Genomic DNA, 21,276 nt, shown 5'->3' with positions numbered 1-21,276 from the left:
GAACGACAGAGGAATCAGCGGTATGAAGATCGACTGGGCAGCACTCGGCTCCGTCTTCGGGGTCAGCCTCTCCGCCACCGTCGCCCTCGTGGCCCTGTTCACCCTGGGGCTGGTGGGCCTCTCCAGGCACGAGGCGGCCACCGAGCAGGGTGGGGCCGCCACCGCGGCCCGCAGCGGCGCCTACGCGTGCTTCGCGCTCTGCGGCCTCGCCGTGGCCTACGCGATCTATCTGATCGTCAGCTGACGCGACGACCGTCGAAAGCTCCCCGCGGGATTCCCGTGGGGAGCTTTCGCATGCCCCCGCCCCGGCCGCCCCACCCCCCTCGCCGCAGGTCAACGGCAAGTTGACGGGCGTTCGCGGTGCGTGGTGGACTGCCCGAGCCAATACGGCGGCATGGAGAGGAAGTCCGGTGCGAATCCGGCGCGGTCCCGCCACTGTCACCGGGAGCACGCGGTCCGTGCGTCCCGGGAGCCAGGAACTCTCGCCACCGGACACCACGAACCAGGGCGCGGACCCTGAGCGAGGACACAACTGCCACCATGCGTGCCGATCGCGTATTCGCGTACGGCGCCACGGCGGGCCTGATCGGCGACCGGATCTTCGGTGATCCGCGCCGGGGGCACCCCGTGGCCGCCTTCGGAAGAGCCGCCGCCGCCCTCGAACGCGCCCTGTGGCGCGACGACCGGGTACGGGGCGTGGTCCACACCCTGACGTGCGCGGGGGGCGCGGCGGCGATAGGCGCGCTCGGCGCCCGCGCCGTGCGCTCCCGGCCCGCGGTCGCCCGTATCGCCCTGACCGCCGCCGCCACCTGGGCCGTCGTCGGCGGCACCTCGCTCGGTCGGGAGGCCCGCGCCATCGGCGGGGCGCTCGCCGCCGGGGACGGCGAGGTGGCGCGGGAGCGGCTGCCGCACCTGTGCGGGCGCGACCCGCAGGCCCTGGACGAGCAGCAGTTGGCCCGCGCGGTCGTGGAGTCGGTCGCCGAGAACACCTCCGACGCGGTCGTGGGGGCGTTGGTCTGGGGCGCCCTCGCCGGCGTGCCCGGGCTGCTGGCGTTCCGCGCCGTGAACACCCTGGACGCGATGGTGGGCCACAAGTCGCCGCGCTACCTGCGCTACGGATGGGCCTCCGCCCGGCTCGACGACGTCGCGGGCTGGCCCGGCGCCCGGCTGACCGCGCTCGCCGCCGTACTGGTCGGACCCGACCGGCGGGGGGCGGTACGGGCCTGGCGCGCCGACGCCGCCGCGCACCCGAGCCCCAACGCCGGTCCAGTGGAGGCCTCCTTCGCCGGGGCGCTGGGCGTACGGCTGGGCGGAACCCTCGCGTACGGCGGCCGGGTCGAGCACCGGGCCGTGTTGAACGGCGCCGCCGGGCGGCCGGTCGAGGTGTCGGACATCGAGCGGGCGGTACGGCTTTCGCAGCGGGTGACGTGGGTGGCACTGGGGACGTGTGTGGCACTGCGCTGTGCGGTGACACGGTGGTCGACAGCGCGATCGGCAGCGCGGTCGGCCTGGTGGCCGGCCCGGCAATCGGGGAAGGGGCGGGCATGAGCGGCTCGAAGCGGGGCGGCGGTCTGCTGGTCGCTGGGACCACGTCGGACGCGGGCAAGAGCGTGGTCACGGCGGGCATCTGCCGCTGGCTGTCCCGACAGGGCGTGAAGGTGGCGCCGTTCAAGGCGCAGAACATGTCGCTGAACTCGTTCGTCACGCGCGAGGGCGCGGAGATCGGCCGGGCCCAGGCGATGCAGGCGCAGGCCGCGCGCGTGGAGCCGACGGCGCTGATGAACCCGGTGTTGCTCAAGCCCGGCAGTGACCGCAGCAGCCAGGTGGTGCTGTTGGGAAAGCCGGTGGGCGAGATGAGCGCCCGCGGCTACCACGGCGGACGTCAGGAGCGGTTGCTCGGGATCGTCACGGACTGCCTGGAGGAGCTGCGGGGCACGTATGACGCCGTGATCTGCGAGGGGGCGGGCAGTCCGGCCGAGATCAACCTGCGCCGGACCGACATCGTGAACATGGGCATCGCGCGGGCCGCGCGCTTCCCGGTCGTGGTGGTCGGGGACATCGATCGGGGCGGCGTCTTCGCCTCGTTCTTCGGGACGACGGCGCTGCTGTCGCCCGAGGACCAGTCGCTGATCGCCGGCTACATGGTGAACAAGTTCCGTGGCGACGTCTCGCTGTTGGAGCCCGGCATGGAGATGCTGCGCGGGCTGACGGGCCGGGCCACGTACGGCGTGCTGCCGTACCGGCACGGCCTGGGCATCGACGAGGAGGACGGGCTGAGGGTGTCGCTGCGGGGCGCGGTACGGGAGTCCGTGGTGGCCCCTCCGGTCGGCGAGGACCTGCTGCGGGTGGCGGTGTGCGCGGTGCCGCTGATGTCGAACTTCACCGACGTGGACGCGCTGGCCGCCGAACCGGGCGTGGTCGTCCGGTTCGTGGACCGGGCCGAGGAACTGGCCGACGCGGACCTGGTCGTCGTACCGGGAACCCGTGGCACGGTGAAGGCACTGGAGTGGCTGCGGCAGCGGGGGCTCGCCGACGCGCTGGCCCGGCGGGCCGCCGAGGGGCGGCCGGTGCTGGGCATCTGCGGCGGGTTCCAGGCGCTGGGCGAGCACATCGAGGACGAGGTCGAGTCCAAGGCCGGGTCGGTGGCGGGCCTCGGGTTGCTGCCGGTTCGGGTGCGGTTCGATGCGGAGAAGACCCTTGCGCGGCCGGTCGGTTCGGCGCTGGGCGAGCCCGTCGAGGGGTACGAGATCCACCACGGGGTCGCCGAGGTGCTGGGCGGGGAGCCGTTCCTGGACGGTTGCCGGGTCGGTGAGGTGTGGGGCACCCACTGGCACGGCTCGCTGGAGTCGGACGGCTTCCGCCGGGCGTTCCTGCGGGAGGTGGCGGTTGCCGCGGGGCGCCGGTTCGTTCCGGCGGCGGATACGTCGTTCGCGGGGCTGCGGGAGCGGCAGCTGGATCTGCTGGGGGACCTGATCGAGGAGCACGCGGACACCGCTGCGCTGCTGGGGCTGATCGAGGGTGGCGCCCCGACGGGCCTGCCCTTCCTGCCCCCGGGCGCGCCATGAGGCCCCCGGCCCCGCGGGCGGCTCTCGCCCACCCGCCCTTCCTCCGTTCCCCGGGCTCCGCCCGGACCCGGTCCTCGATCGCCGGACAGGCCGGGTGTGCCGGGCTTGCGGCGCCGTTGCCGGGGGCCGGTCCCCGGACCCCCGCGCCCCAAACGCCGGCGGGGCCGAAACGGCGCTCCGCGCCATCCGGCCCGGGGATGCGCCCGGGCGCGGTCGGGGTCCGGGGCGGAGCCCCGGGGAACGGCGGAAGGGCGGGTGCGGGACGGCCCCGCGCAGCGGCACCCCGCAGCACACCCACACACCACACCCGGCACGCGCCGGCGGCCCCCGGCCGCCCCTCGCACCACACCCGGCGGCCCGCGGCAGCGGCCCCGGACGGACTCGCGCACCACACCCGACCGGTCGCAGCGGCCCCCGGGGGGCCCGCACATCGGGCCCGGGCCGCGGAAGCCGCGCACGCCCCGACCGCGGCCGGCAACCGCCCACGCACGCACACCCCCACACACGAAGGAGGGGCCACCGCATGAGCACGCCCTACCCGTTCACCGCCGTGGTCGGCCAGAACGACCTGCGCCTGGCGCTCCTGCTCAACGCCGTGAGCCCGGCGGTCGGCGGCGTACTCGTGCGAGGCGAGAAGGGCACCGCCAAGTCCACCGCCGTCCGGGCGCTGTCCGCGCTGCTGCCACAGGTGGACGTCGTGCCCGGCTGCCGGTTCTCCTGTGCCCCCGCGGCGCCGGACCCGGCCTGCCCCGACGGCCCGCACGAGCCCGGAGGCGGCACGGTCCGCCCCGCGCGGATGGTGGAACTGCCCGTCGGCGCCTCCGAGGACCGCCTGGTCGGCGCCCTCGACATCGAACGGGCCCTGTCGGAGGGCGTGAAGGCCTTCGAGCCGGGCCTGCTCGCCGCCGCGCACCGCGGCATCCTGTACGTCGACGAGGTCAACCTCCTCCACGACCACCTCATCGACCTGCTCCTGGACGCCGCCGCGATGGGCGCCTCCTACGTCGAGCGCGAGGGCGTCTCCGTACGCCACGCGGCCCGCTTCCTCCTCGTCGGCACGATGAACCCCGAGGAGGGCGAGCTCCGCCCGCAGCTCTTGGACCGGTTCGGGCTCACCGTCGAGGTCGCGGCCTCGCGCGAGCCCGCCCAGCGCGTCGAGGTGGTGCGCCGCCGGCTCGCCTACGAGGACGACGCCGCCGCTTTCGCGAACCGCTGGGCCGATGACGAACGTGAGGTACGGGCCCGGGTGGTCGCCGCGCGGGCGCTGCTGCCGAAGGTCGTGCTCGACGACACCTCGCTGCTGCGGATCGCGGCAACCTGCGCCGGTTTCGAGGTCGACGGCATGCGGGCCGACATCGTGATGGCGCGCACCGCGACGGCCCTGGCCGCCTGGGCGGGGCGGACCGAGGTGCGCAAGGAGGACGTACGGCGGGCCGCGCTGCTGGCGCTCCCCCACCGGCGCCGCCGCAACCCCTTCGACGCGCCCGGCCTCGACGAGGACAAGCTGGACGAGATCCTGGACCGGTTCCCCGACGAGGAGCCGGAACCGGAGCCTGAGGGGCCCGACGACGACGGCCCGGGCGACGGTGGTTCGGGCGACGACGGCCCGGGCGACGGTGGTCCCGACGGAGGTGGCGGCGTACCCCCGCAGGGCGAGGGGCCCGACGCCGCTCAGGCGCCCGAAGCCCCCGAGGCGCCCGGGCCGCAGGAAGCACCCGAGCCGCGGACCGCTCCCGCCGCCCCCGAGGGTGCCGATGCCGCGCCCGAACAGGCGCCCGTACGGGCCGCCGAGCCGTTCCGGACCAAGATGCTGAGCGTGCCCGGCCTCGGCGAGGGCGCGGCCGGCCGCCGCTCCCGCGCCCGGACCGCGCACGGCCGCACCACCGGGGCCCGGCGTCCCCGGGGGCAACTGACGAAGCTGCACCTGGCCGCGACCATCCAGGCCGCCGCGCCGCACCAGAAGGCGCGCGGGCGCAGCGGGCGCGGGCTGGTCGTACGGGCGGACGACCTGCGGCAGGCGACCCGCGAGGGCCGCGAGGGCAACCTCGTCCTGTTCCTCGTCGACGCCTCGGGTTCGATGGCCGCCCGGCAGCGCATGAGCGCGGTCAAAGGCGCGGTGCTGTCGCTGCTGCTGGACGCCTATCAGCGCCGCGACAAGGTCGGTCTGATCACCTTCCGCGGCTCGGGCGCCGAGTTGGCGCTGCCGCCGACCTCCTCCGTGGACGCGGCGGCGGCCCGGCTGGAGCGGCTGCCGACCGGCGGGCGGACCCCGCTGGCCGCCGGGCTGCTCAAGGCCCACGAGGTGTTGCGGATCGAGCGGTTGCGGGACCCCTCGCGCCGGCCGCTGCTCGTGGTCGTCACCGACGGGCGGGCGACGTCGGCGGGCGCGCTCGGCGGGGACCCGCGCGAGCTGTCCGGGCGCAGCGCGCGGATGCTGGCGGCCCAAGGGCTGGCCTCGGTGGTCGTGGACTGCGAAACCGGCCCGGTCCGGCTGGGGCTGGCCGGGGCGCTGGCCGCCGACCTCGGCGGGCCGGCCGTCACGCTCGACGGGCTGCGGGCCGACTCGCTGGCCGGCCTGGTGAAGAACGTACGTACCTCAGTGACCTCGAACACCACCCCCAACAGGAGGGCCGCGTAATGCCGCAGGGACAGCCGTCCGTCGTTCCGGACGACGGGCTCACGACGCGCCAGCGCCGCAACCGTCCGCTCGTCTTCGTCCACACCGGCCCGGGCAAGGGAAAGTCGACGGCCGCCTTCGGGCTGGCGTTGCGCGCCTGGAACCAGGGCTGGCCGATCGGGGTGTTCCAGTTCGTCAAGTCGGCGAAGTGGAAGGTCGGTGAGGAGAACGCGCTGAAGGTGCTCGGCGCCTCCGGGGAGGGCGGCTCGGTCGTCTGGCACAAGATGGGCGAGGGCTGGTCCTGGGTGCAGCGCGACGCGCAGCTCGACAACGAGCAGGCGGCGAAGGAGGGCTGGGAGCAGGTCAAGCGGGACCTGGCCGCCGAGACGCACCGGCTGTACGTGCTGGACGAGTTCGCGTACCCGATGCACTGGGGCTGGATCGACGTGGACGAGGTGATCGAGGTGCTGCGCGACCGGCCCGGCACCCAGCACGTGGTCATCACCGGCCGCAACGCGCCTGACAAACTGGTGGAGTTCGCCGATCTCGTCACCGAGATGACGAAGGTCAAGCACCCCATGGACGCCGGCCAGAAGGGCCAGAGGGGCATCGAGTGGTGACCTCGCTCCACATGCCGCGGCTGGTGATCGCCGCGCCGTCCTCCGGCAGCGGCAAGACCACCGTGGCGACGGGCCTGATGGCGGCCTTCGCGGAGCGCGGCCTCGCCGTGTCCCCGCACAAGGCCGGGCCCGACTACATCGACCCCGGCTACCACGCTTTGGCCACCGGCCGGCCGGGGCGGAACCTGGACGCCTTCATGTGCGGGCCGGAACTGGTCGCGCCGCTGTTCGCGCACGGCGCGGCCGGCTGCGACCTCGCCCTCGTCGAAGGCGTGATGGGGCTGTACGACGGGGCCGCGGGGCGGGGTGAGCTGGCGTCGACGGCGCAGGTCGCGAAGCTGCTGCGCGCGCCGGTGGTGCTCGTGGTGGACGCGTCCTCGCAGTCGCGGTCGGTGGCGGCGCTGGTGCACGGCTTCGCGTCGTTCGATCCCCGGGTGCGCCTGGGCGGGGTGATCCTCAACAAGGTCGGTTCCGACCGGCACGAGGTGATGCTGCGGGAGGCGCTGGAGGAGGCCGGGATGCCGGTCCTGGGCGTCCTGCGGCGGGCGCCGCAGGTGGCCGCGCCGTCGCGGCACCTGGGGTTGGTGCCGGTGGCGGAGCGGCGGGCCGACGCCCTGGCCGCGGTGGCGGCGCTGGCTGCCCAGGTGCGGGCCGGGTGCGACCTGGAGGCCCTGATGGCCCTGGCCCGTACGGCCCCGCCGCTGGAGTGCGAGGCGTGGTCGCCGGAGGGCGACGGGTCCCCGACGGAGGCCTCGACGGCGGAACTCGAACCGCCCGCCGGAAGACCGCGGCCCGTCGTGGCCGTCGCGGGCGGCGCGGCGTTCACGTTCTCCTACGCCGAGCACGCCGAGTTGCTCAGCGCCGCGGGCGCGGACGTCGTCACCTTCGACCCGCTGCGGGACGAGGCCCTCCCCGAAGGCACCACCGGCCTGGTGATCGGCGGCGGATTTCCCGAGGTGTACGCGCCCGAGCTCTCCGCCAACGCGCCGCTGCGCCGCGCCGTCGCGGATTTCGCCGCCGCGGGCGGCCCGGTGGCGGCCGAGTGCGCCGGGCTGCTGTACCTGGCGCGGTCGCTGGACGGGAAGCCGATGTGCGGGGTGCTCGACGCCGACGCGCGGATGTCGGAACGCCTCACGCTGGGCTACCGCGAGGCGGTGGCGGTGTCGGACAGCGCGCTCGCCGTCGCCGGGACCCGGCTGCGGGGGCACGAGTTCCACCGGACGGTGATCGACCCGGGCGCCGGCGCGGCCCCCGCTTGGGGTTTCACCCACCCCGAACGCCGCGTCGAGGGCTTCGTCCAAAGCGGTGTGCACGCCAGCTACCTGCACACGCACTGGGCGGCGCGGCCGTCCGTCGCCCGGCGGTTCGCGGAAGCCGCGGCGGCGGCTCGGCCGTGAGCTCAGTCCGCGAGGCCGACCACGAGCCAGATCCCGGCCACCCCGCCCACCGTGCAGAGCAGCGTGGACAGGGCGGGGTGCCGGTGGTGTGCCTCGGGCAGGATCTCGGCGGCGGCCAGGTAGAGCAGGATGCCGGCGAAGAAACCGAGGTACGCCCCGAGCGGTTCCTCCGGAAGAGTGAACAGCAGTGTGGAGAGGGCGCCCACGACCGGTGCCACGGCGTCCGCGAGCAGCATCATCTGTGCCTTCCTGCGGGCGTTGCCGTACAAGCTGGTGAGCGTGTACGTGTTGAACCCGTCGGCGAAGTCGTGCGTGACGACGGCCAGGGCTACGGCCACGCCCATACCGCCGCCCACCTGGAAGGCGGCGCCCAGGGCCACCCCGTCGGCCAGGCTGTGGCCGACCATGGCGGCGGCCGCGGCGAGCCCGACCTCGGGGGTGCGGTGCGCGCCGGCCTGATCGTGCGCTCGGACGTGGGCGTCGGCGTCGGCTTGGGTTTGGGCGTGCGGGGCGCCGTTCTCGGCGCCGTGCGCGGCCTGCCGTACGGCGAGCACGCGTTCGGCGACGTGCGCGAGCAGGAATCCGGTGACGAAGAGCAGCAGCGCGAGCGGGACGCCGAACACCTGGCGGCCCGCGGCCCGCATCGCCTCGGGGAGCAGGTCGAGGCCCACGACCCCGAGCATCAGCCCGCCGGCCAGCCCCAGCACGAGGTGGCGGCGGTCGGTGACGTGCTGCGCCGTCCATCCGCCCGCCAGGGTCATCAGGAACGCGCCCAACGCCACGATCACGGCCATGTGCCACTGCATACCGATTGGCGGCGCCGCGCGCACTTCCCCGCGCGGGCCGGGGCGGAGACGTTTTGACGACGGCGGCCCGACAATGACTCGACAGGACGACGGAGGGAGGGCTTCGGTGGGCGAGTACGCGACCCGGCTGGTGGTCGGGGTGGGCGGACGTGCGGGGGTCTCCGTGGCGGAGGTCTGCGCGCTGGTCGAGGAGACGCTGCGGGGGGCGGGGCTTGCCACCGACGCGGTGACGGCGCTGGCCACGGTGGAGCCGAAGACGAGGGAGGCGGGGATCGCGGGCGCGGCGAAACGTTTCGGCGTGCCGTTGCTCGGCTACCCCGCGGAGAAGTTGGCGACGATCCCCGTACCGCACCCCTCGGACGCGGCGCTCGATGGCGTCGGCACCGGCTCGGTGGCGGAGGCGGCGGCGCTCGCGGGGGGCGGGGAACTCCTCGTACCCAAACGCCGGTCGGTGGCGGCGACCTGCGCCGTGGCCACCGCGCAGGGGCACGACCTGCGCCATCACGGGGACGCGGAGATACGGGACGCGGACGCGGAGCTGGTCGACCTCGCGGTCAACGTACGTACGCACACGCCCCCGGAGTGGCTCAGGCAGCGGATCGCGGCCTCCCTCGGGGATCTCGCCGCGTACCCCGACGGGCGCGCGGCCCGCGCGGCGGTGGCGGAGCGGCACGGGCTGCCGGCCGAGCGGGTGCTGCTGACGGCGGGGGCGGCGGAGGCGTTCGTGCTGATCGCACGGGCCCTGGGCGCCGTACGGCCGGTGGTGGTGCACCCCCAGTTCACCGAGCCGGAAGCGGCCCTGCGGGACGCCGGCCACCAGGTGGAGCGGGTGGTACTGCGGGCGGCGGACGGGTTCCGGCTCGACCCGGCGGCGGTACCGGAGGACGCGGACCTGGTGGTGGTCGGGAACCCGACCAACCCGACGTCCGTGCTCCACTCGGCGGCCACCCTGGCGGCGCTGGCCCGGCCGGGCCGGACCCTGGTGGTGGACGAGGCGTTCATGGACGCGGTCCCCGGCGAACGGGAGGCGCTGGCCGGGAGGACGGACGTGCCGGGGCTGGTGGTGTTGCGCAGCCTGACGAAGACCTGGGGGCTGGCGGGGCTGCGGATCGGGTACGTGCTGGCCGAGCCGGAGGTGATCACGAAGCTGGCGGCGGCGCAGCCGCTGTGGCCGGTGAGCACTCCGGCCCTGGTGGCGGCCCAGGCCTGCATGACCCCGGAGGCGCTGGCGGAGGCGGAGGCGGCGGCGCGGCAGATCGCGGTGGACCGGGCGCATCTGTTGGCGGGGCTGGCGGAGTTCGAGGAGGTCTCGGTGTCGGGGGTGGCCCAGGGGCCGTTCGTCCTGATCCGGGTGCCGGGCGCGGAGCAGGTCCGTACCCGCCTGCGCGCGCTTGGCTTCGCGGTCCGCCGGGGGGACACCTTCCCGGGCCTGGACGCGTCCTGGCTCCGCCTCGCGGTCCGCGACCGCCCCACGACGGGCCGCCTCCTCCAGGCCCTCGACCACGCCCTGGCCCTGGCCTCGCACTAGGCCCTGTCGTCAAAGTCCCTCCCCCGGCTACCGCCGGGAGGGACCTCGCGGACACGCCCTGGTGGGACGACGGCAACGCGCTCGCGCCCCGGTCGCCAGGCGACCCGCACGGCAGCGGGGCCGCACGGCCGGCGGGCGGCACGGACGGGCCGCGTCCTATCGGCCGTGTGCCGGACGGCGGTTGCCGCCTGGGCCGCCCTCGGGCCCACCGCCGCCGGGGGGCGGGAACCCTCGCACCGCCCTCCTGCCCGACGGTCGGCACATACGGCCTCCCGCCCGCCGGCCGGGGGCCCGCACGGACGGCGAGTCCCACCGATCCGGGCGGTTGCCCGGCGCCGCGACCCGGCCCCGCCCGCGCCGGACCGCGCCCGGCCGCCGCCCGACCCCATGCCTACCGGGCGGCCGGGGTGTGCGCGGGTCGCGTGGCGGTGGGGACGGGGGTGCGCGAGGATCGGGTTTCGGCAGCGGTAGCGGTAGCGGTCGTCACGGGGGTACGAGGATGAACGCAGCGGGGAAGATAGGCGCGGCCCTCGGCGGGCTGGCGTTGGTCGGCGGGGCGGTGTACGCCGTACCGGTGCTCCTGCACGGGGCCGCCGGCGGCGCCGCCGAGCAGCGGCTCGGGCCGAAGCCCGCGCGGGACGCCCCGGCGGTGCCCGCCGGGAAGCCGTTCACCCTGGTGGCGACCGGGGACCTGATCCCGTACCCCTCGATCATCCAGCGCGCGGCGGACGACGCGAAAGGCACCGGCCAGAGACACGACTTCCGCAAGATACTCGCCGGGGTCAAGCCGATCGTCTCCGCCGCCGACCTGGCGATATGCCACCACGAGATACCGTACGGTCCCCCCGGCGGCCCCTACACCGGCTATCCCGCCTTCAAGGCCCCGCACCAGCTGGCCGACGCCCTCAAGGACGCCGGTTACGACAGTTGCTCCACGGCCTCCAACCACACCCTGGACGACGGCGACGCGGGGCTGACCCGCACCCTCGACCACCTCGACCGCGTCGGCCTCAAGCACGTCGGTTCGGCCCGGACGGCCGAGGAGGCCACCACGCCCGCCGTGCTCCAGGCCGGCGGCGCCAAGGTCGCCCAGTTGGACTACACCTACGGGACGAACGGCATCCCGCTCCCGGCCGGCAAGCCGTGGTCCGTCAACCTCATCGACCAGAACCGGATCATCGCCGACGCCCGCGCCGCCCGGGCTGCGGGCGCCGGCGTCGTCGTCCTCAGCGTCCACTGGGGCACCGAGTGGCAGACCGCGCCCGACCGGCAACAGAGCGACCTGGCACAGGCGTTGACCGCCTCTCGCGGCCCCGACGGTCTCCCCGACATCGATCTGATCATCGGAACGCACAACCACGTGCCGCAGCCCTACGAGAAGATCAACGGCACGTGGGTGGTCTTCGGCATGGGCGACCAGGTCGCCAGCTTCTACGAGCCCGACCAACTGCGCGGCAACATGTCCTCCGTGCCCCGCTTCACCTTCGCTCCGGCCGCCGCGCACCCGGGTCGCTGGGAGGTGGTGAAGGCCGAATACCTCACCCAGTACTCGGACATGGGGCCTCCGTTCCGCGTCGTCTGCGCCTCGTGCGCCGCCGCCGACGACTCCCTGACCGCCGCCAAGCGGAGCGAGTACGCCCGCGTCGACCAGCAGGTCACCGCCGCGGTGACGTCCCGGGGCGCGAGCGCCCAGGGGCTGGAGCACGCCACGCGCTGACTCCCCGTGCCCGGGCCCCCCGGGCCCGGCCGCCGGTCCCGCGGCGCTACGAGGCCTTGCCGCGCCGGGTGACGATCAGCGCGCCCGCGCCGACGCCGAGCAGCAGCAGCGCGCCGCCCGCCACATACGGGGTCGCCGAACCGCTCCCGGTCTCGGCGAGGTCGGCGCGCACGGGTGTCGTGGACCCGCTCACCGTCTGCGTCCTGACGTCCGCCGGCGCGGGGGCGGGCGCGCTCGGCGCGGGGCCCGCAGGGGCCTCGCAGTGCGCCTCGGCCAGGACGATCTCGCCCTCGACCTGCGCCACGTTCAGCTTCAGCGGGTTCACCGACACCTTGAGGCGCAGCGCGGCCGCGGCGGCCGTGGTGGAGGTGGTCCGCGTACCGGACAGCTCCAGGTCGACCAGACCGACCCCGGGCACCTCGACCTTGGTGGGGCCGCCCGCCGACAGGGTGACCTTCTTGCCGAGGACGGTGACGGCGCCGAGCACGTTCGAGGTGGCCACCGGTTTCCGCCCGGCCTCGCACACCGCCTTGGATGTGACCTTCTCGACCTGGATCAGCGAGAGTTGTGGGAGTCCGGGCACGTGCACCGAGGCCTTGGCGAGGTTCGACTCGGCCTGCGCCCGGTGGGCGTCCGCGGTCGCCTTGGCGGTGGCCACGTCCGCCCGCAGGACACTGACGGGGTTGCCCTGTTCGGCGCCGTCGAGGGTCACGGTCAGGGCGGTCTTCTCGGCCGCCGCCGGGGCGCTGACCTCGTTGAGCGTGGCCTGGAGCGGTACGTGGACGGCCTTTCCCAGCAGGCCGACGTCGAGTCCGGCGCGCAGCACGACGGCGCCGGCCTTGCCCTCGCCCGCCGCGCCGCCGCCGCCGTTGCCGCCGCTGCCGCCTCCGGTGGCGAAGGCGGCCGGCGCGGTGAGCAGGGCCACCGCCCCCATGGCGAGCAGGGCGGACGCGGGCATGCGGAAGGTGTTGCTGTTCAAGATGGTGGAACCCCCGGGGAGATGGGTGCCGTCGCGCGGCCAATGGGGGACATCGCGCACGCCGACGGCTTCGACCCTCGGATTCTTTAAGCACTGTGGGTGAACGGGGCCATACCTGAGGTGACTTCACCCCAAAGGGTGGTTTCCGACCGAGTGTGCGAATCATCCGCCTCAGAAGGAACGGGAGTTCCCCCCTCTCACGCCCGGACGCCGCCGTTGACCACGACCCGCAGCGGCTGCGCCAGGGTCCCCACGTCAACCCGGGGGTCCGATCCGTACACCACGAGGTCGGCCGGCGCGCCCTCGGTCAACCCGGGCCGGCCGAGCCACTCGCGGGCCGCCCAGGCGGTGGCGGACAGGGCGGCCGACGCCGGGATTCCGGCCTTCACCAGCTCCGCGACCTCGGCGGCGACCAGGCCGTGTGGCAGGGAGCCGCCCGCGTCGGTGCCGACGTAGACCGGAACTCCCGCGTCGTAGGCGGCCCGTACGGTGTCGTACCGGCGCTCGTGCAACCGCCGCATGTGCGCCGACCAGGCCGGGAACTTCGCCTCGCCGCCCGCCGCCAGCTTCGGGAACGTCGCGATGTTCACCAGGGTCGGGACGATCGCGACCCCGCGCTCGGCGAACAGCGGGATGGTCTCCTCGGTGAGCCCGGTGGCGTGCTCCACGCAGTCGATACCCGCCTCGACCAGGTCGCGCAGCGAGTCCTCGGCGAAGCAGTGCGCGGTGACGCGGGCTCCTAGGCGGTGCGCCTCGGCGATGGCGGCCTCTACCTCCGCGCGGGGCCAGCAGGCGGTCAGATCGCCGGCGTCGCGGTCGATCCAGTCGCCGACGAGCTTGACCCAGCCGTCGCCGCGCCGCGCCTCGCGCGCCACGTACTCGACCAGGTCGGCCGGCTCGATCTCGTGCGCGTAGTTGCGGATGTAGCGGCGGGTGCGGGCGATGTGCCGGCCCGCGCGGATGATCTTCGGCAGGTCTTCGCGGTCGTCGATCCAGCGGGTGTCCGAGGGCGATCCGGCGTCGCGGATCAGCAGGGTGCCGGCGTCGCGGTCGGTGAGCGCCTGGAGTTCGGCGGTCGCGGCGTCGACGGGGCCGTGGGCGTCGAGGCCCACGTGGCAGTGCGCGTCGACCAGGCCCGGCAGGGTCCATCCGGTGACCGTGGTGATCTGGCGGGCGGCGCGCGGGCGCTCGTAGGAGATCCGGCCGCCGATCACCCACAGTTCGTCGCGCACGTCGTCGGGTCCGACGAGCACCCGCCCCTTGACGTGCAGCACTTCGCCCTCGGACCCGCCCCCGGGGCCGCCTCCCGGCCCACCGCCGGGACGGCCCGCCCCGCTCACCTCACGCGCATCGCTCATGGCGGCACCCTACGTCCGTGCTGGGTAGGCTCGGCCGGTGACCCCGGACGAAGAGAGCACCGCCGTGACCCACCCCCTGCTGGACCTCCCGCCGCTGACCGCCGCCCGCTTCGCGTCGATCGAGCGGGGGGTGGCGGAGCTGCTCGCGACCGGCCAGGACGTGGTGATCACCCAGGGCGAGGCGCTGCTGCCGCTGGAGGCGTGCATCCGCTCCGGGGCCCGGCCCGGTTCGACGGCGCTGAACATCGTGACCGGGCCGTACGGGACCACCTTCGGCAACTGGCTGCGCGACTGCGGGGCGACGGTGGTGGACCTGGCGGTGCCGTTCCACACCGCCGTCACCGCGGAGCAGGTCGCCCGGGCGCTGGCCGCGCACCCGCAGATCGACTTCGTGTCGCTGGTGCACGCCGAGGCGGCGACGGGCAACACCAACCCGGTCGCGGAGATCGGCGAGGCCGTCCGGGCGCACGGGGCCCTGTTCATGCTGGACGCGGTGGCCTCGGTGGCCGCCGAGCCGCTGCTCCCCGACGCCTGGGGCGTGGACCTGTGCGTGATCGGCGCGCAGAAGGCGATGGGCGGCCCGGCGGGGGTGTCGGCGGTGTCGGTCTCGGAGCGCGCCTGGGACCGCTTCGCGCAGAACCCGGCCGCGCCCCGGCGTTCGTACCTGTCGCTGCTGGACTGGAAGGAGCGCTGGATCGACGCCGGCCGTACCGCGCTGCCGCACGCCCCGGCCCAGCTGGAGATGCTGGCGCTGGAGGCCTGCCTGGACCGGATCGCCGCGGCGGGGCTGTCGGCGGTGGCGGGCCGGCACGCGGCCGCGGCCGCCGCGACCCGCGCGGGCGCGACGGCGTTGGGCGTGGCCCCGTACGTCCCGGTGGCCGTGGAAGCCGCGCCCGTGGCGACGACCCTGCGGGTGGCGGACGCCTCCGAGGTGGTGGCCAAGGCGCTCTCGGCGGACCCGACGGCTCCGCTCGCGGCGGGCGGCGGGGCTCTGGCCCGGGAGATGATCCGGGTCAACCACTACGGCCCGGCGGCCTCCCCGGAGTCGGTGCGGGCGTCGTTGACGGCGCTGGCCTCCGCCCTGTCGGTCGACCCGACGCCGGCGCTCGCCGCGGCGGCCGCGGCCTGGTAGGCCACCGCCGTCTCCACGCCCGGTCCGCCCGGGCCCCCGTCCGCGCCGGTTACGCCGACGCCTGCCGTGCCCCGGGGGCGGCACACGCCCCATCGGGCTCGCAGACCTCGCCGTCGGCGACCTCGGGCGAGGTCACCTCACGGCCGGCCCACGCCTGTTCCAGCGCCCGGGTGAACACCTCGGCGGGCTGCCCGCCGGAGATGCCGTAGCGGCGGTCGAGGACGAAGAACGGTACGGCGTTGGCGCCCAGTTCGGCCGCCTCGCGCTCGTCGGCGCGCACCTCCTCGGCGTAGGCGCGGTCGTCGGCGAGGACCGTACGGGCCTCCGCCTCGTCCAGGCCCGCCTCGACGGCGAGCGCGACCAGCACCTCGGGCTCGAAGACGCTGCGTTCCTCCGCGAAGTTGGCGCGGTAGGCCAGGTCGAGCAGCTCCTCCTGGCGGCCCCGGGCAGCGGCCAGGTGCAGCAGGCGGTGGATGTCGAAGGTGTTGCCGTGATCGCGCCCCTCGACGCGGTACGCCAGCCCCTCACCGCGCGCACTGGCGGCGACGTGCTCCTCCATACCGCGCGCCTCGTCGAGGGTGCGGCCGTACTTCTCGGCCAGCATCTCCACGACCGGCGCGGTCACGCCCTTGGGGCCGTGCGGGTCGAGCTCGAACGACCGGAAGACGACCTCCACCTCGTCACGGTGCGCGAACTCGGCCAGGCCCTTGGTGAACCGGGCCTTGCCGATGTAGCACCACGGGCAGGCGATGTCGCTCCAGATCTCGACGCGCATGATCCTTCTTCTCTCGGTCTCGGGCTCCGTCCGGCCGGGAGGTCCGGACGGTTCCCGTTTCAACCAACCGCCGGAACGTCTCATTCCCCGGACGCCGCCCCCACCCGCAGCCACAGCGTGACGTGGCTGCCGGACCGGGCCGCCTCGGGCTCCGGGCGCCAGCCGAGCGAGGCGTAGAAGGACTGCGCGCGCAGGTTGTGCTCGTACACCTCCAGGCGGGCCCTGGCCGCTCCCGCCCGACGCCAGGCGTCCAGGCAGGCGGCGTGCAGGGCCGCGCCGGTGCCGCGGCGCCAGTGGTCGGGGTCCACGTGGAGCTGGGTGAGCGTGCTCTCCCCGTCGGCGGTGCGAAACGCCGCGACCCCGGTGAGCGCGCCGTCCCGTTCGGCGCAGAACACGCCGCCCTCGGAGCCCGCACGCACGATGGCACGGGCCCAACCCTCGCGGCAGCGCGCGAGCTCCGCTTCGCCTCCGTAGACCTCCTCGGGGACACGGCCCTGGTAGTAGGTCGCACGGGCCCGGGTGTGGAGGGCGGCGATGGCGTCGAGGTCCTGGGGGCGCGCGGTTCTGATCATGGGTAAGGGAACGCGCCGGGAACCGTGTCGGTTCCCGGCGCGGCGCCCCGTGCGCGGGGATGGCTACTTCTTCAGCCACGCCCCCATCATCTTCTGCGCGATGGGCGCGGCCAGCCTGCCGCCGCCGATCTCGGAACGGTCGGTGTCCGAGTTCTCGATCACGACCGCGACGGCGATCTGCTTGCCGTCGGCCTTTCCGTACGAGGTGAACCAGGCGAGCGGCGGCAGGCTGTTGTTCACGCCGCGCTGCGCGGTGCCCGTCTTGCCGCCGACCTCGGCGCCCGCGACCTGCGCGGGCTTGCCGCCGCCCTGGGTGGCGACGGTGCGCATCGCGTCCTGGAGCATCGAGGCGGTCTTGGCGCTCATGACCTGCTCGGACTTGGGGTCCTTGAAGCTCTCCAGCACGTTGCCGCCGGAATCGGTGACCTCCGAGACCATGTGCGGGGCGACGAGCTTGCCGCCGTTCTCGATCGCCGCCGTCACCATCGCCATCTGGAGCGGCGTGGCCTGGACGTCGAACTGGCCGATACCCGTCTGTGCGACCTGGTCGATCGACATCTTCGTCGAGGGGTACTTGCTCGCCGGCCGGGCGGTGACCGGGGTGGCGGTCTCCTTGTTGAAGCCCAGCTTCTCCGCCATCGCCCGCATCTTGTCCTGGCCGAGCTTGGAGGCCAGGTCGGCGAAGACGTTGTTGCAGGACAGGCGCAGCGCGGTGCGCACGGACACGTTGTTGCAGCCGTCGTTGCCCGCCTCGCTGGGCAGGGCGGTACGGGTGCCCGGGATCGTGTACGCGCCGGGGATGCCGGTGGGCGCGTCGATGTCGGAGACCAGGCCGTTCTCGATGGCGGCGGCCATGGTGACCAGCTTGAAGGTGGAGCCGGGCGCCTGCGGCTTGCGCAGCGCCACGTTCTCCATGGCCTTGCCCTGGTCGGCCGACAGTTCCTTCCAGGCCGCCTCGTCGGTGGCGCCGGTGATCCGGCCCGGGTCGAAGGAGGGGTTGTTCACCATCGCGAGGATCTGCCCGGTCGCCGGGTCGATGGCCACGGCGGAACCCTGCTTGCCCTGCAGCGCGTCGTAGGCCGCCTTCTGGACGCCCTTGTCGATGGTGGTCAGCACGTTGCCCGGGGTGGCCCGCTTGTTGGTGAGGATGTCCATCGCGGTCTTCAGTCGGCTGTCGGAGCCGTTGAGGACGTTCTTGTAGACGCCCTCCAGCATGCTCACGCCGTAGGCCTGCGAGCTGTAGCCGGTGATCGGCGCGTACAGGGGGCCGTCGACGTAGGTGCGCTTGTACTGGAAGTCCTTGCCGCCGGTCTTCACCGAGCCGGTGATCGCCTCGCCGCCCACGATGATGTTCCCCAGCGGGTTCTCGTACTGCCCGATGAGGTTGCGCCGGTTGTGCTTGTCGTCTGCGAGCGCCTGGCCTTGGTACGCCTGCACCCAGGTGACCCGTACCAAGAGGGCCGCCACCAGAAGCAGACAGAAGACCGACGCGCGCCTGATCGTCTTGTTCATCCTCGGGAAAGACGCGCGAGCGGCGTCAGACGTTCCGCTCTGCCCCGATTGTGGCCGGGTTCTCAGCCTTTCCTCATGAGGAATCCCCCCTCGTAGGCCGCGATCACCGCCTGGGTGCGGTCGCGGGAGCCGGTCTTGGCGAGGATGGCGGCGACGTGCGTCTTCACCGTCTGGGGCCCGACGCCGAGGCGCTCGCTCACCTCGTGGTTGGACAGGCCGGTGGCGATCAGGCGCAGTACGTCGGCCTCCCGTTCGGTCAGCCGGCGCACCCAGGGGGCGGTGGCCGAGAGGGCGCCCGCGTGGGTGGCCGCGAGGGAGCGGACGGCGGCGGGGAAGAGGAGGGAGTCGCCGCGCGCGACGAGCCGTACGGCGCCGATCAGCTCGTCCGGTTCGGCGCGCTTGAGGAGGAAGCCGGCGGCGCCCGCGCGCAGCGCCCGGTAGACGTAGGAGTCGTTCTCGAAGGTGGTGACGACGACGATCCGGGGCGGCTCGGCCGTGGTGGCGAGGATCTGTTCGGTGGCGCGGATTCCGTCGATCCCGGGCATCCGGACGTCCATCAGGACCACGTCGGGGGCCAGCGCGCGCACCAGGGACACCGCCTCGGCGCCGTCGGTGGCCTCGCCCACGACTTCGAGGTCGGGTTCGGCCTCCAGGATCACGCGCAGGGCGGTCCGGACCATCCGCTCGTCGTCGGCGAGCACCACGCGCAGCGGCGGCCGGCTCATCGCGCCTCCCCGCCCAGCGGGAGGACGGCGCGCAGCCGCCACGTCCCCCCGTCGGGTCCGGCCTCGACGACGCCGCCGAGCAGGGCGGCCCGCTCGACGGCGCCGCGCAGGCCGCGGCCCCCCGTGCCACGGGGCTTCGGCCCGTCCGCGGTGTCCGGCGGGTTGGTCATGGTGATCTCCAGTTCACGGTGGGTACCGTCCTCCTCGCCCCGTACGGCGATCCACAGCTCGACGGGGCCCGTACCGTGCCGCAGGGCGTTGCTCAGACCCTCCTGGACGATCCGGTACGCCTCGCGGGAGGTGATCGCGGGAAGCCAGGCCCAGTCCCCCGGCGGCCCGAGGTCCTGGTGGGCGGTGATCGGGGTACCGGCGGCCCGGGACCGGGCCAGCAGACCCTCCAGGTCCGCGGCGAGCGTCGGCGCGGGCCCCGGCCCGCCCTCCCCGTCGGCGCCGTCGCCCTCCCGCAACAGGCCCAGCACCGCGTCCAGCTCGCCGACCGTGCGCCGGGTGGTGTCCTCGATCGCGGCGAGCGCCTCCCGTACGAAGCGGGGGTCGCTGTCCAGCACCCGCCGGGCGGCGCTCGCCTGGAGGGTGACCGCGCTCAGCGCGTGCCCGACAGCGTCGTGCAACTCCCGCGCGAGCCGGTTGCGCACCGCCAGGTCGGCGGCCCGCTCCTCCGCCGCCGCCAACCGGTCGGCGGCGGTCGGCCCGAGCAGGACGGGCGCCGCCCGGGCCAGCAGCGCCCCGGCCGCGGCGGCGCACAGGACGAGCCCGCACAGCAGCCCGATCCCGAGCAGCGGGGCGGTGTACGGCGCGGCGGTGGAGCGGAACCAGCCGTCCCCCATCGGCACCTCCCGCAGCCGGGGCACCAACGGCAGCGCGATCAGCACCACCGCCATGGGCGGCACCGCGAGGCTCATCCCGCTGATGGCGGCGCCGACCCCCAGGTGGAGCGTCCACCAGGCCGAAGTCCGCGCCCGCGCCTGCCAGGACCGGGCCGGCCCGTCCGCCAGCCGCTCGCCCGGCACCCCGCACAAGGCCCGTACCGCTCCCACCGACATCGGCCGGACGAGCGCGAAGACGGCGGTCGCGGCGACCAGGGGCAGGGAGGCGCCGTAGGCGGCGAAGGTCAGCGGGGTGGAGCCGAGGACGTTGCCCACGCCCGCCATGACACCGACCACCACTTCGGTGAGGAGGAAGTACGGCATCAGCAGGGCCCCGCCGAGGATCAGGTGTACCCACCGCCGCCGGGCCCGCGCCCCCAGCAGCGAGCCGACGCCGGCCGCCGCCCATGTCCGCAGCCCGTCGCCCCCCGGCATCCCGCTCCCCCGTCCGGCCTGTCCGCCCGCGCTGTCCTGCCGTGCCCGTCCGCCGGTGCCCCGTACGCCCCGCCCCGGCCTGTCCGATCCCGCCCGTCCGCCCGCTGCCGCCCGGTGCCGGTCCGTCTCACCCGGTCCGGCGTGAGGCGAGGAACCGGACCAGGACCCCGGCGGCGAGCAGGCCGGTGACCATCTGGGCGGTGTAGGTCAGGAACATCGCGGTGGTGACCGCTTCCTCGGGATCGGTGGCGCCCCACGAGCCGATCAGCAGCCACAGACCCCAGCACGCCGCGGCCGCCGCACCGGTCCATGCCACGGCCAGTGCCCCCCGGGCCCGTCGGGCTCCGCCCCGGGCCAGGTTCACCGCGCCCGCCCCCGCGACCAGCGCGCATATCGCGTGGGTGGCGAACACCGCGCCCATCTGCGGATCGTACCGGGCGATTTGTGACGCGCTGAGCCCGACCGTGCCGCCGAAGGCCCAGGAGAGCTCCACGGCCGCCACGGCCACGGCCGTCGCCGCCGCGGCTCCCGCCACCACCCCCGTGGGTGACGGGAGCCGCTCCCCCAGGACGCCCTGCCACCGCCGGCCCCAGCGCCGCCGCGCATAGGGGACGAACAACCCGGTCAGGGCAATGGCCTGCACGATGAAGCCGCTGTAGACGACGTCGAACACCCACGGGTGGAGGAAGGGCTCCTTGGCCGCCCGCGCCGCGGCGTCCGGCCCCAAGCCCAGGACGTCCATGAGGCGTTGGGCGGGGAAGGCCACGACGATCGGCACGAGCAGTCCGGTGGCGATGAACACCGGGACGGTCAGCAGCCAGGACGGCACCCGTACGCCCCAGGGCCGGGTGAGCACCAGCACGAGGACGATGACGGCCGAGTCCATGACCAGCGTGACAGCGTTCGCCACCTTGAAGAACACGCCGGGCTCCAGCAGCACGCTGCCGTCCGGTATCCCGATGCGGCTCCCCGCCAGCCAGGCGCCTTTGAGGCACAGGTAGGGCACGGTGGCGGCCAGGGCCGCCACCCGCAGGATCAGTCCGATGGCCCCGGGCCGGGCGGACCCCGGGCCGGAGGCCGACGGCCGTGCCGCGTACGTCGTCCCGCCGGTGCGGGTGGTTCGTGTGGTCATGCCCCAACGGTCGCGTGCGCGG

At 74.8% G+C, this 21,276-nt stretch carries 18 protein-coding genes and 1 riboswitch; of the genes, 9 read left to right on the top strand and 9 right to left on the bottom strand.

The annotated features are described in order from the left end of the window. Positions 1-22 precede the first annotated feature (22 nt). The 6 genes from ACV7NM_RS24365 to ACV7NM_RS24340 all read left to right on the top strand — a co-directional run bounded on the left by ACV7NM_RS24365 (position 23) and on the right by ACV7NM_RS24340 (position 7,699). Positions 23-244, top strand: coding sequence for a hypothetical protein (locus ACV7NM_RS24365; RefSeq protein ID WP_463412268.1), 222 nt, complete (start codon positions 23-25; stop codon positions 242-244). 107 nt (positions 245-351) lie between these two features. Then, a riboswitch (cobalamin riboswitch) is annotated at positions 352-504 on the top strand. 36 nt (positions 505-540) lie between these two features. After that, on the top strand, positions 541-1,548 hold the full coding sequence (locus ACV7NM_RS24360) for a cobalamin biosynthesis protein (protein WP_463412267.1): 1,008 nt from the start codon (positions 541-543) through the stop codon (positions 1,546-1,548). After that, a complete protein-coding gene (locus tag ACV7NM_RS24355; RefSeq protein WP_463412266.1) occupies positions 1,545-3,065 on the top strand; it encodes a cobyric acid synthase in 1,521 nt (506 codons plus the stop codon). Before ACV7NM_RS24360 ends, ACV7NM_RS24355 begins: the two co-directional genes overlap by 4 nt. 523 nt (positions 3,066-3,588) lie before the next feature. Beyond that, entirely contained in the window at positions 3,589-5,703 is a 2,115-nt protein-coding gene (locus ACV7NM_RS24350; protein ID WP_463412265.1) for a putative cobaltochelatase, read from the top strand. Then, positions 5,703-6,302 (top strand): cob(I)yrinic acid a,c-diamide adenosyltransferase, encoded by a 600-nt coding sequence (gene cobO, locus ACV7NM_RS24345; RefSeq protein ID WP_463412264.1) that lies wholly within the window; start codon positions 5,703-5,705, stop codon positions 6,300-6,302. The genes ACV7NM_RS24350 and cobO overlap by 1 nt, the downstream gene beginning before the upstream one ends. A gap of 11 nt (positions 6,303-6,313) precedes the next feature. After that, positions 6,314-7,699: a cobyrinate a,c-diamide synthase gene (locus ACV7NM_RS24340; RefSeq protein WP_463414053.1), complete on the top strand. Its 1,386-nt coding sequence runs from the start codon at positions 6,314-6,316 to the stop codon at positions 7,697-7,699. A 2-nt stretch (positions 7,700-7,701) separates the two neighbouring features. On the opposite strand, the gene ACV7NM_RS24335 is transcribed toward ACV7NM_RS24340, so the two are convergent. Continuing rightward, positions 7,702-8,493, bottom strand: a complete 792-nt coding sequence (locus tag ACV7NM_RS24335) for a ZIP family metal transporter (protein WP_463412263.1) — start codon at positions 8,491-8,493, stop codon at positions 7,702-7,704. An 85-nt stretch (positions 8,494-8,578) separates the two neighbouring features. Between ACV7NM_RS24335 and cobC the strand changes: the two genes are divergently transcribed. Both cobC and ACV7NM_RS24325 read left to right on the top strand, forming a co-directional pair. After that, the gene (gene cobC / locus ACV7NM_RS24330) at positions 8,579-10,033 is read left to right on the top strand and encodes an Rv2231c family pyridoxal phosphate-dependent protein CobC (protein WP_463412262.1); all 1,455 of its coding nucleotides are present in this window, start codon (positions 8,579-8,581) and stop codon (positions 10,031-10,033) included. A 499-nt stretch (positions 10,034-10,532) separates the two neighbouring features. Beyond that, complete coding sequence (locus ACV7NM_RS24325) at positions 10,533-11,750, top strand: CapA family protein (RefSeq protein WP_463412261.1); 1,218 nt, start codon at positions 10,533-10,535, stop codon at positions 11,748-11,750. A 46-nt stretch (positions 11,751-11,796) separates the two neighbouring features. Here the strand turns inward: ACV7NM_RS24325 and ACV7NM_RS24320 are convergent, their stop codons facing one another. Then, positions 11,797-12,729 (bottom strand): SCO1860 family LAETG-anchored protein, encoded by a 933-nt coding sequence (locus ACV7NM_RS24320; RefSeq protein ID WP_463412260.1) that lies wholly within the window; start codon positions 12,727-12,729, stop codon positions 11,797-11,799. Positions 12,730-12,926: 197 nt separating this feature from the next. Then, positions 12,927-14,003 (bottom strand): amidohydrolase family protein, encoded by a 1,077-nt coding sequence (locus ACV7NM_RS24315; protein WP_463414052.1) that lies wholly within the window; start codon positions 14,001-14,003, stop codon positions 12,927-12,929. Between the two features lie 148 nt (positions 14,004-14,151). Here ACV7NM_RS24315 and ACV7NM_RS24310 point away from each other — a divergent pair, with 148 nt between their 5' ends. Then, positions 14,152-15,219, top strand: coding sequence for a pyridoxal-phosphate-dependent aminotransferase family protein (locus ACV7NM_RS24310; RefSeq protein WP_463414051.1), 1,068 nt, complete (start codon positions 14,152-14,154; stop codon positions 15,217-15,219). 49 nt (positions 15,220-15,268) lie between these two features. Here the strand turns inward: ACV7NM_RS24310 and ACV7NM_RS24305 are convergent, their stop codons facing one another. From ACV7NM_RS24305 to ACV7NM_RS24280, 6 genes are all read right to left on the bottom strand, one after another. Then, a complete protein-coding gene (locus ACV7NM_RS24305) occupies positions 15,269-15,994 on the bottom strand; it encodes a DsbA family oxidoreductase (RefSeq protein ID WP_463412259.1) in 726 nt (241 codons plus the stop codon). A gap of 80 nt (positions 15,995-16,074) precedes the next feature. Further along, positions 16,075-16,566: an N-acetyltransferase family protein gene (locus ACV7NM_RS24300; RefSeq protein ID WP_463412258.1), complete on the bottom strand. Its 492-nt coding sequence runs from the start codon at positions 16,564-16,566 to the stop codon at positions 16,075-16,077. Between the two features lie 63 nt (positions 16,567-16,629). Further along, positions 16,630-18,078 carry a peptidoglycan D,D-transpeptidase FtsI family protein gene (locus ACV7NM_RS24295; RefSeq protein WP_463412257.1) on the bottom strand — a complete coding sequence of 483 codons (1,449 nt, stop codon included), beginning with the start codon at positions 18,076-18,078 and terminating at the stop codon, positions 16,630-16,632. Positions 18,079-18,140: 62 nt separating this feature from the next. Then, positions 18,141-18,803 (bottom strand): response regulator transcription factor, encoded by a 663-nt coding sequence (locus tag ACV7NM_RS24290; RefSeq protein WP_463412256.1) that lies wholly within the window; start codon positions 18,801-18,803, stop codon positions 18,141-18,143. Beyond that, positions 18,800-20,122, bottom strand: coding sequence for a sensor histidine kinase (locus tag ACV7NM_RS24285; protein ID WP_463412255.1), 1,323 nt, complete (start codon positions 20,120-20,122; stop codon positions 18,800-18,802). The genes ACV7NM_RS24290 and ACV7NM_RS24285 overlap by 4 nt, the downstream gene beginning before the upstream one ends. Before the next feature lie 127 nt (positions 20,123-20,249). Then, positions 20,250-21,254, bottom strand: a complete 1,005-nt coding sequence (locus ACV7NM_RS24280) for a hypothetical protein (RefSeq protein WP_463412254.1) — start codon at positions 21,252-21,254, stop codon at positions 20,250-20,252. Positions 21,255-21,276: the final 22 nt, after the last annotated feature.

The sequence above is a fragment of the Streptomyces sp. Tek67B01 genome (assembly GCF_055231995.1).
This window is presented reverse-complemented; position numbering and strand designations above follow the sequence as displayed.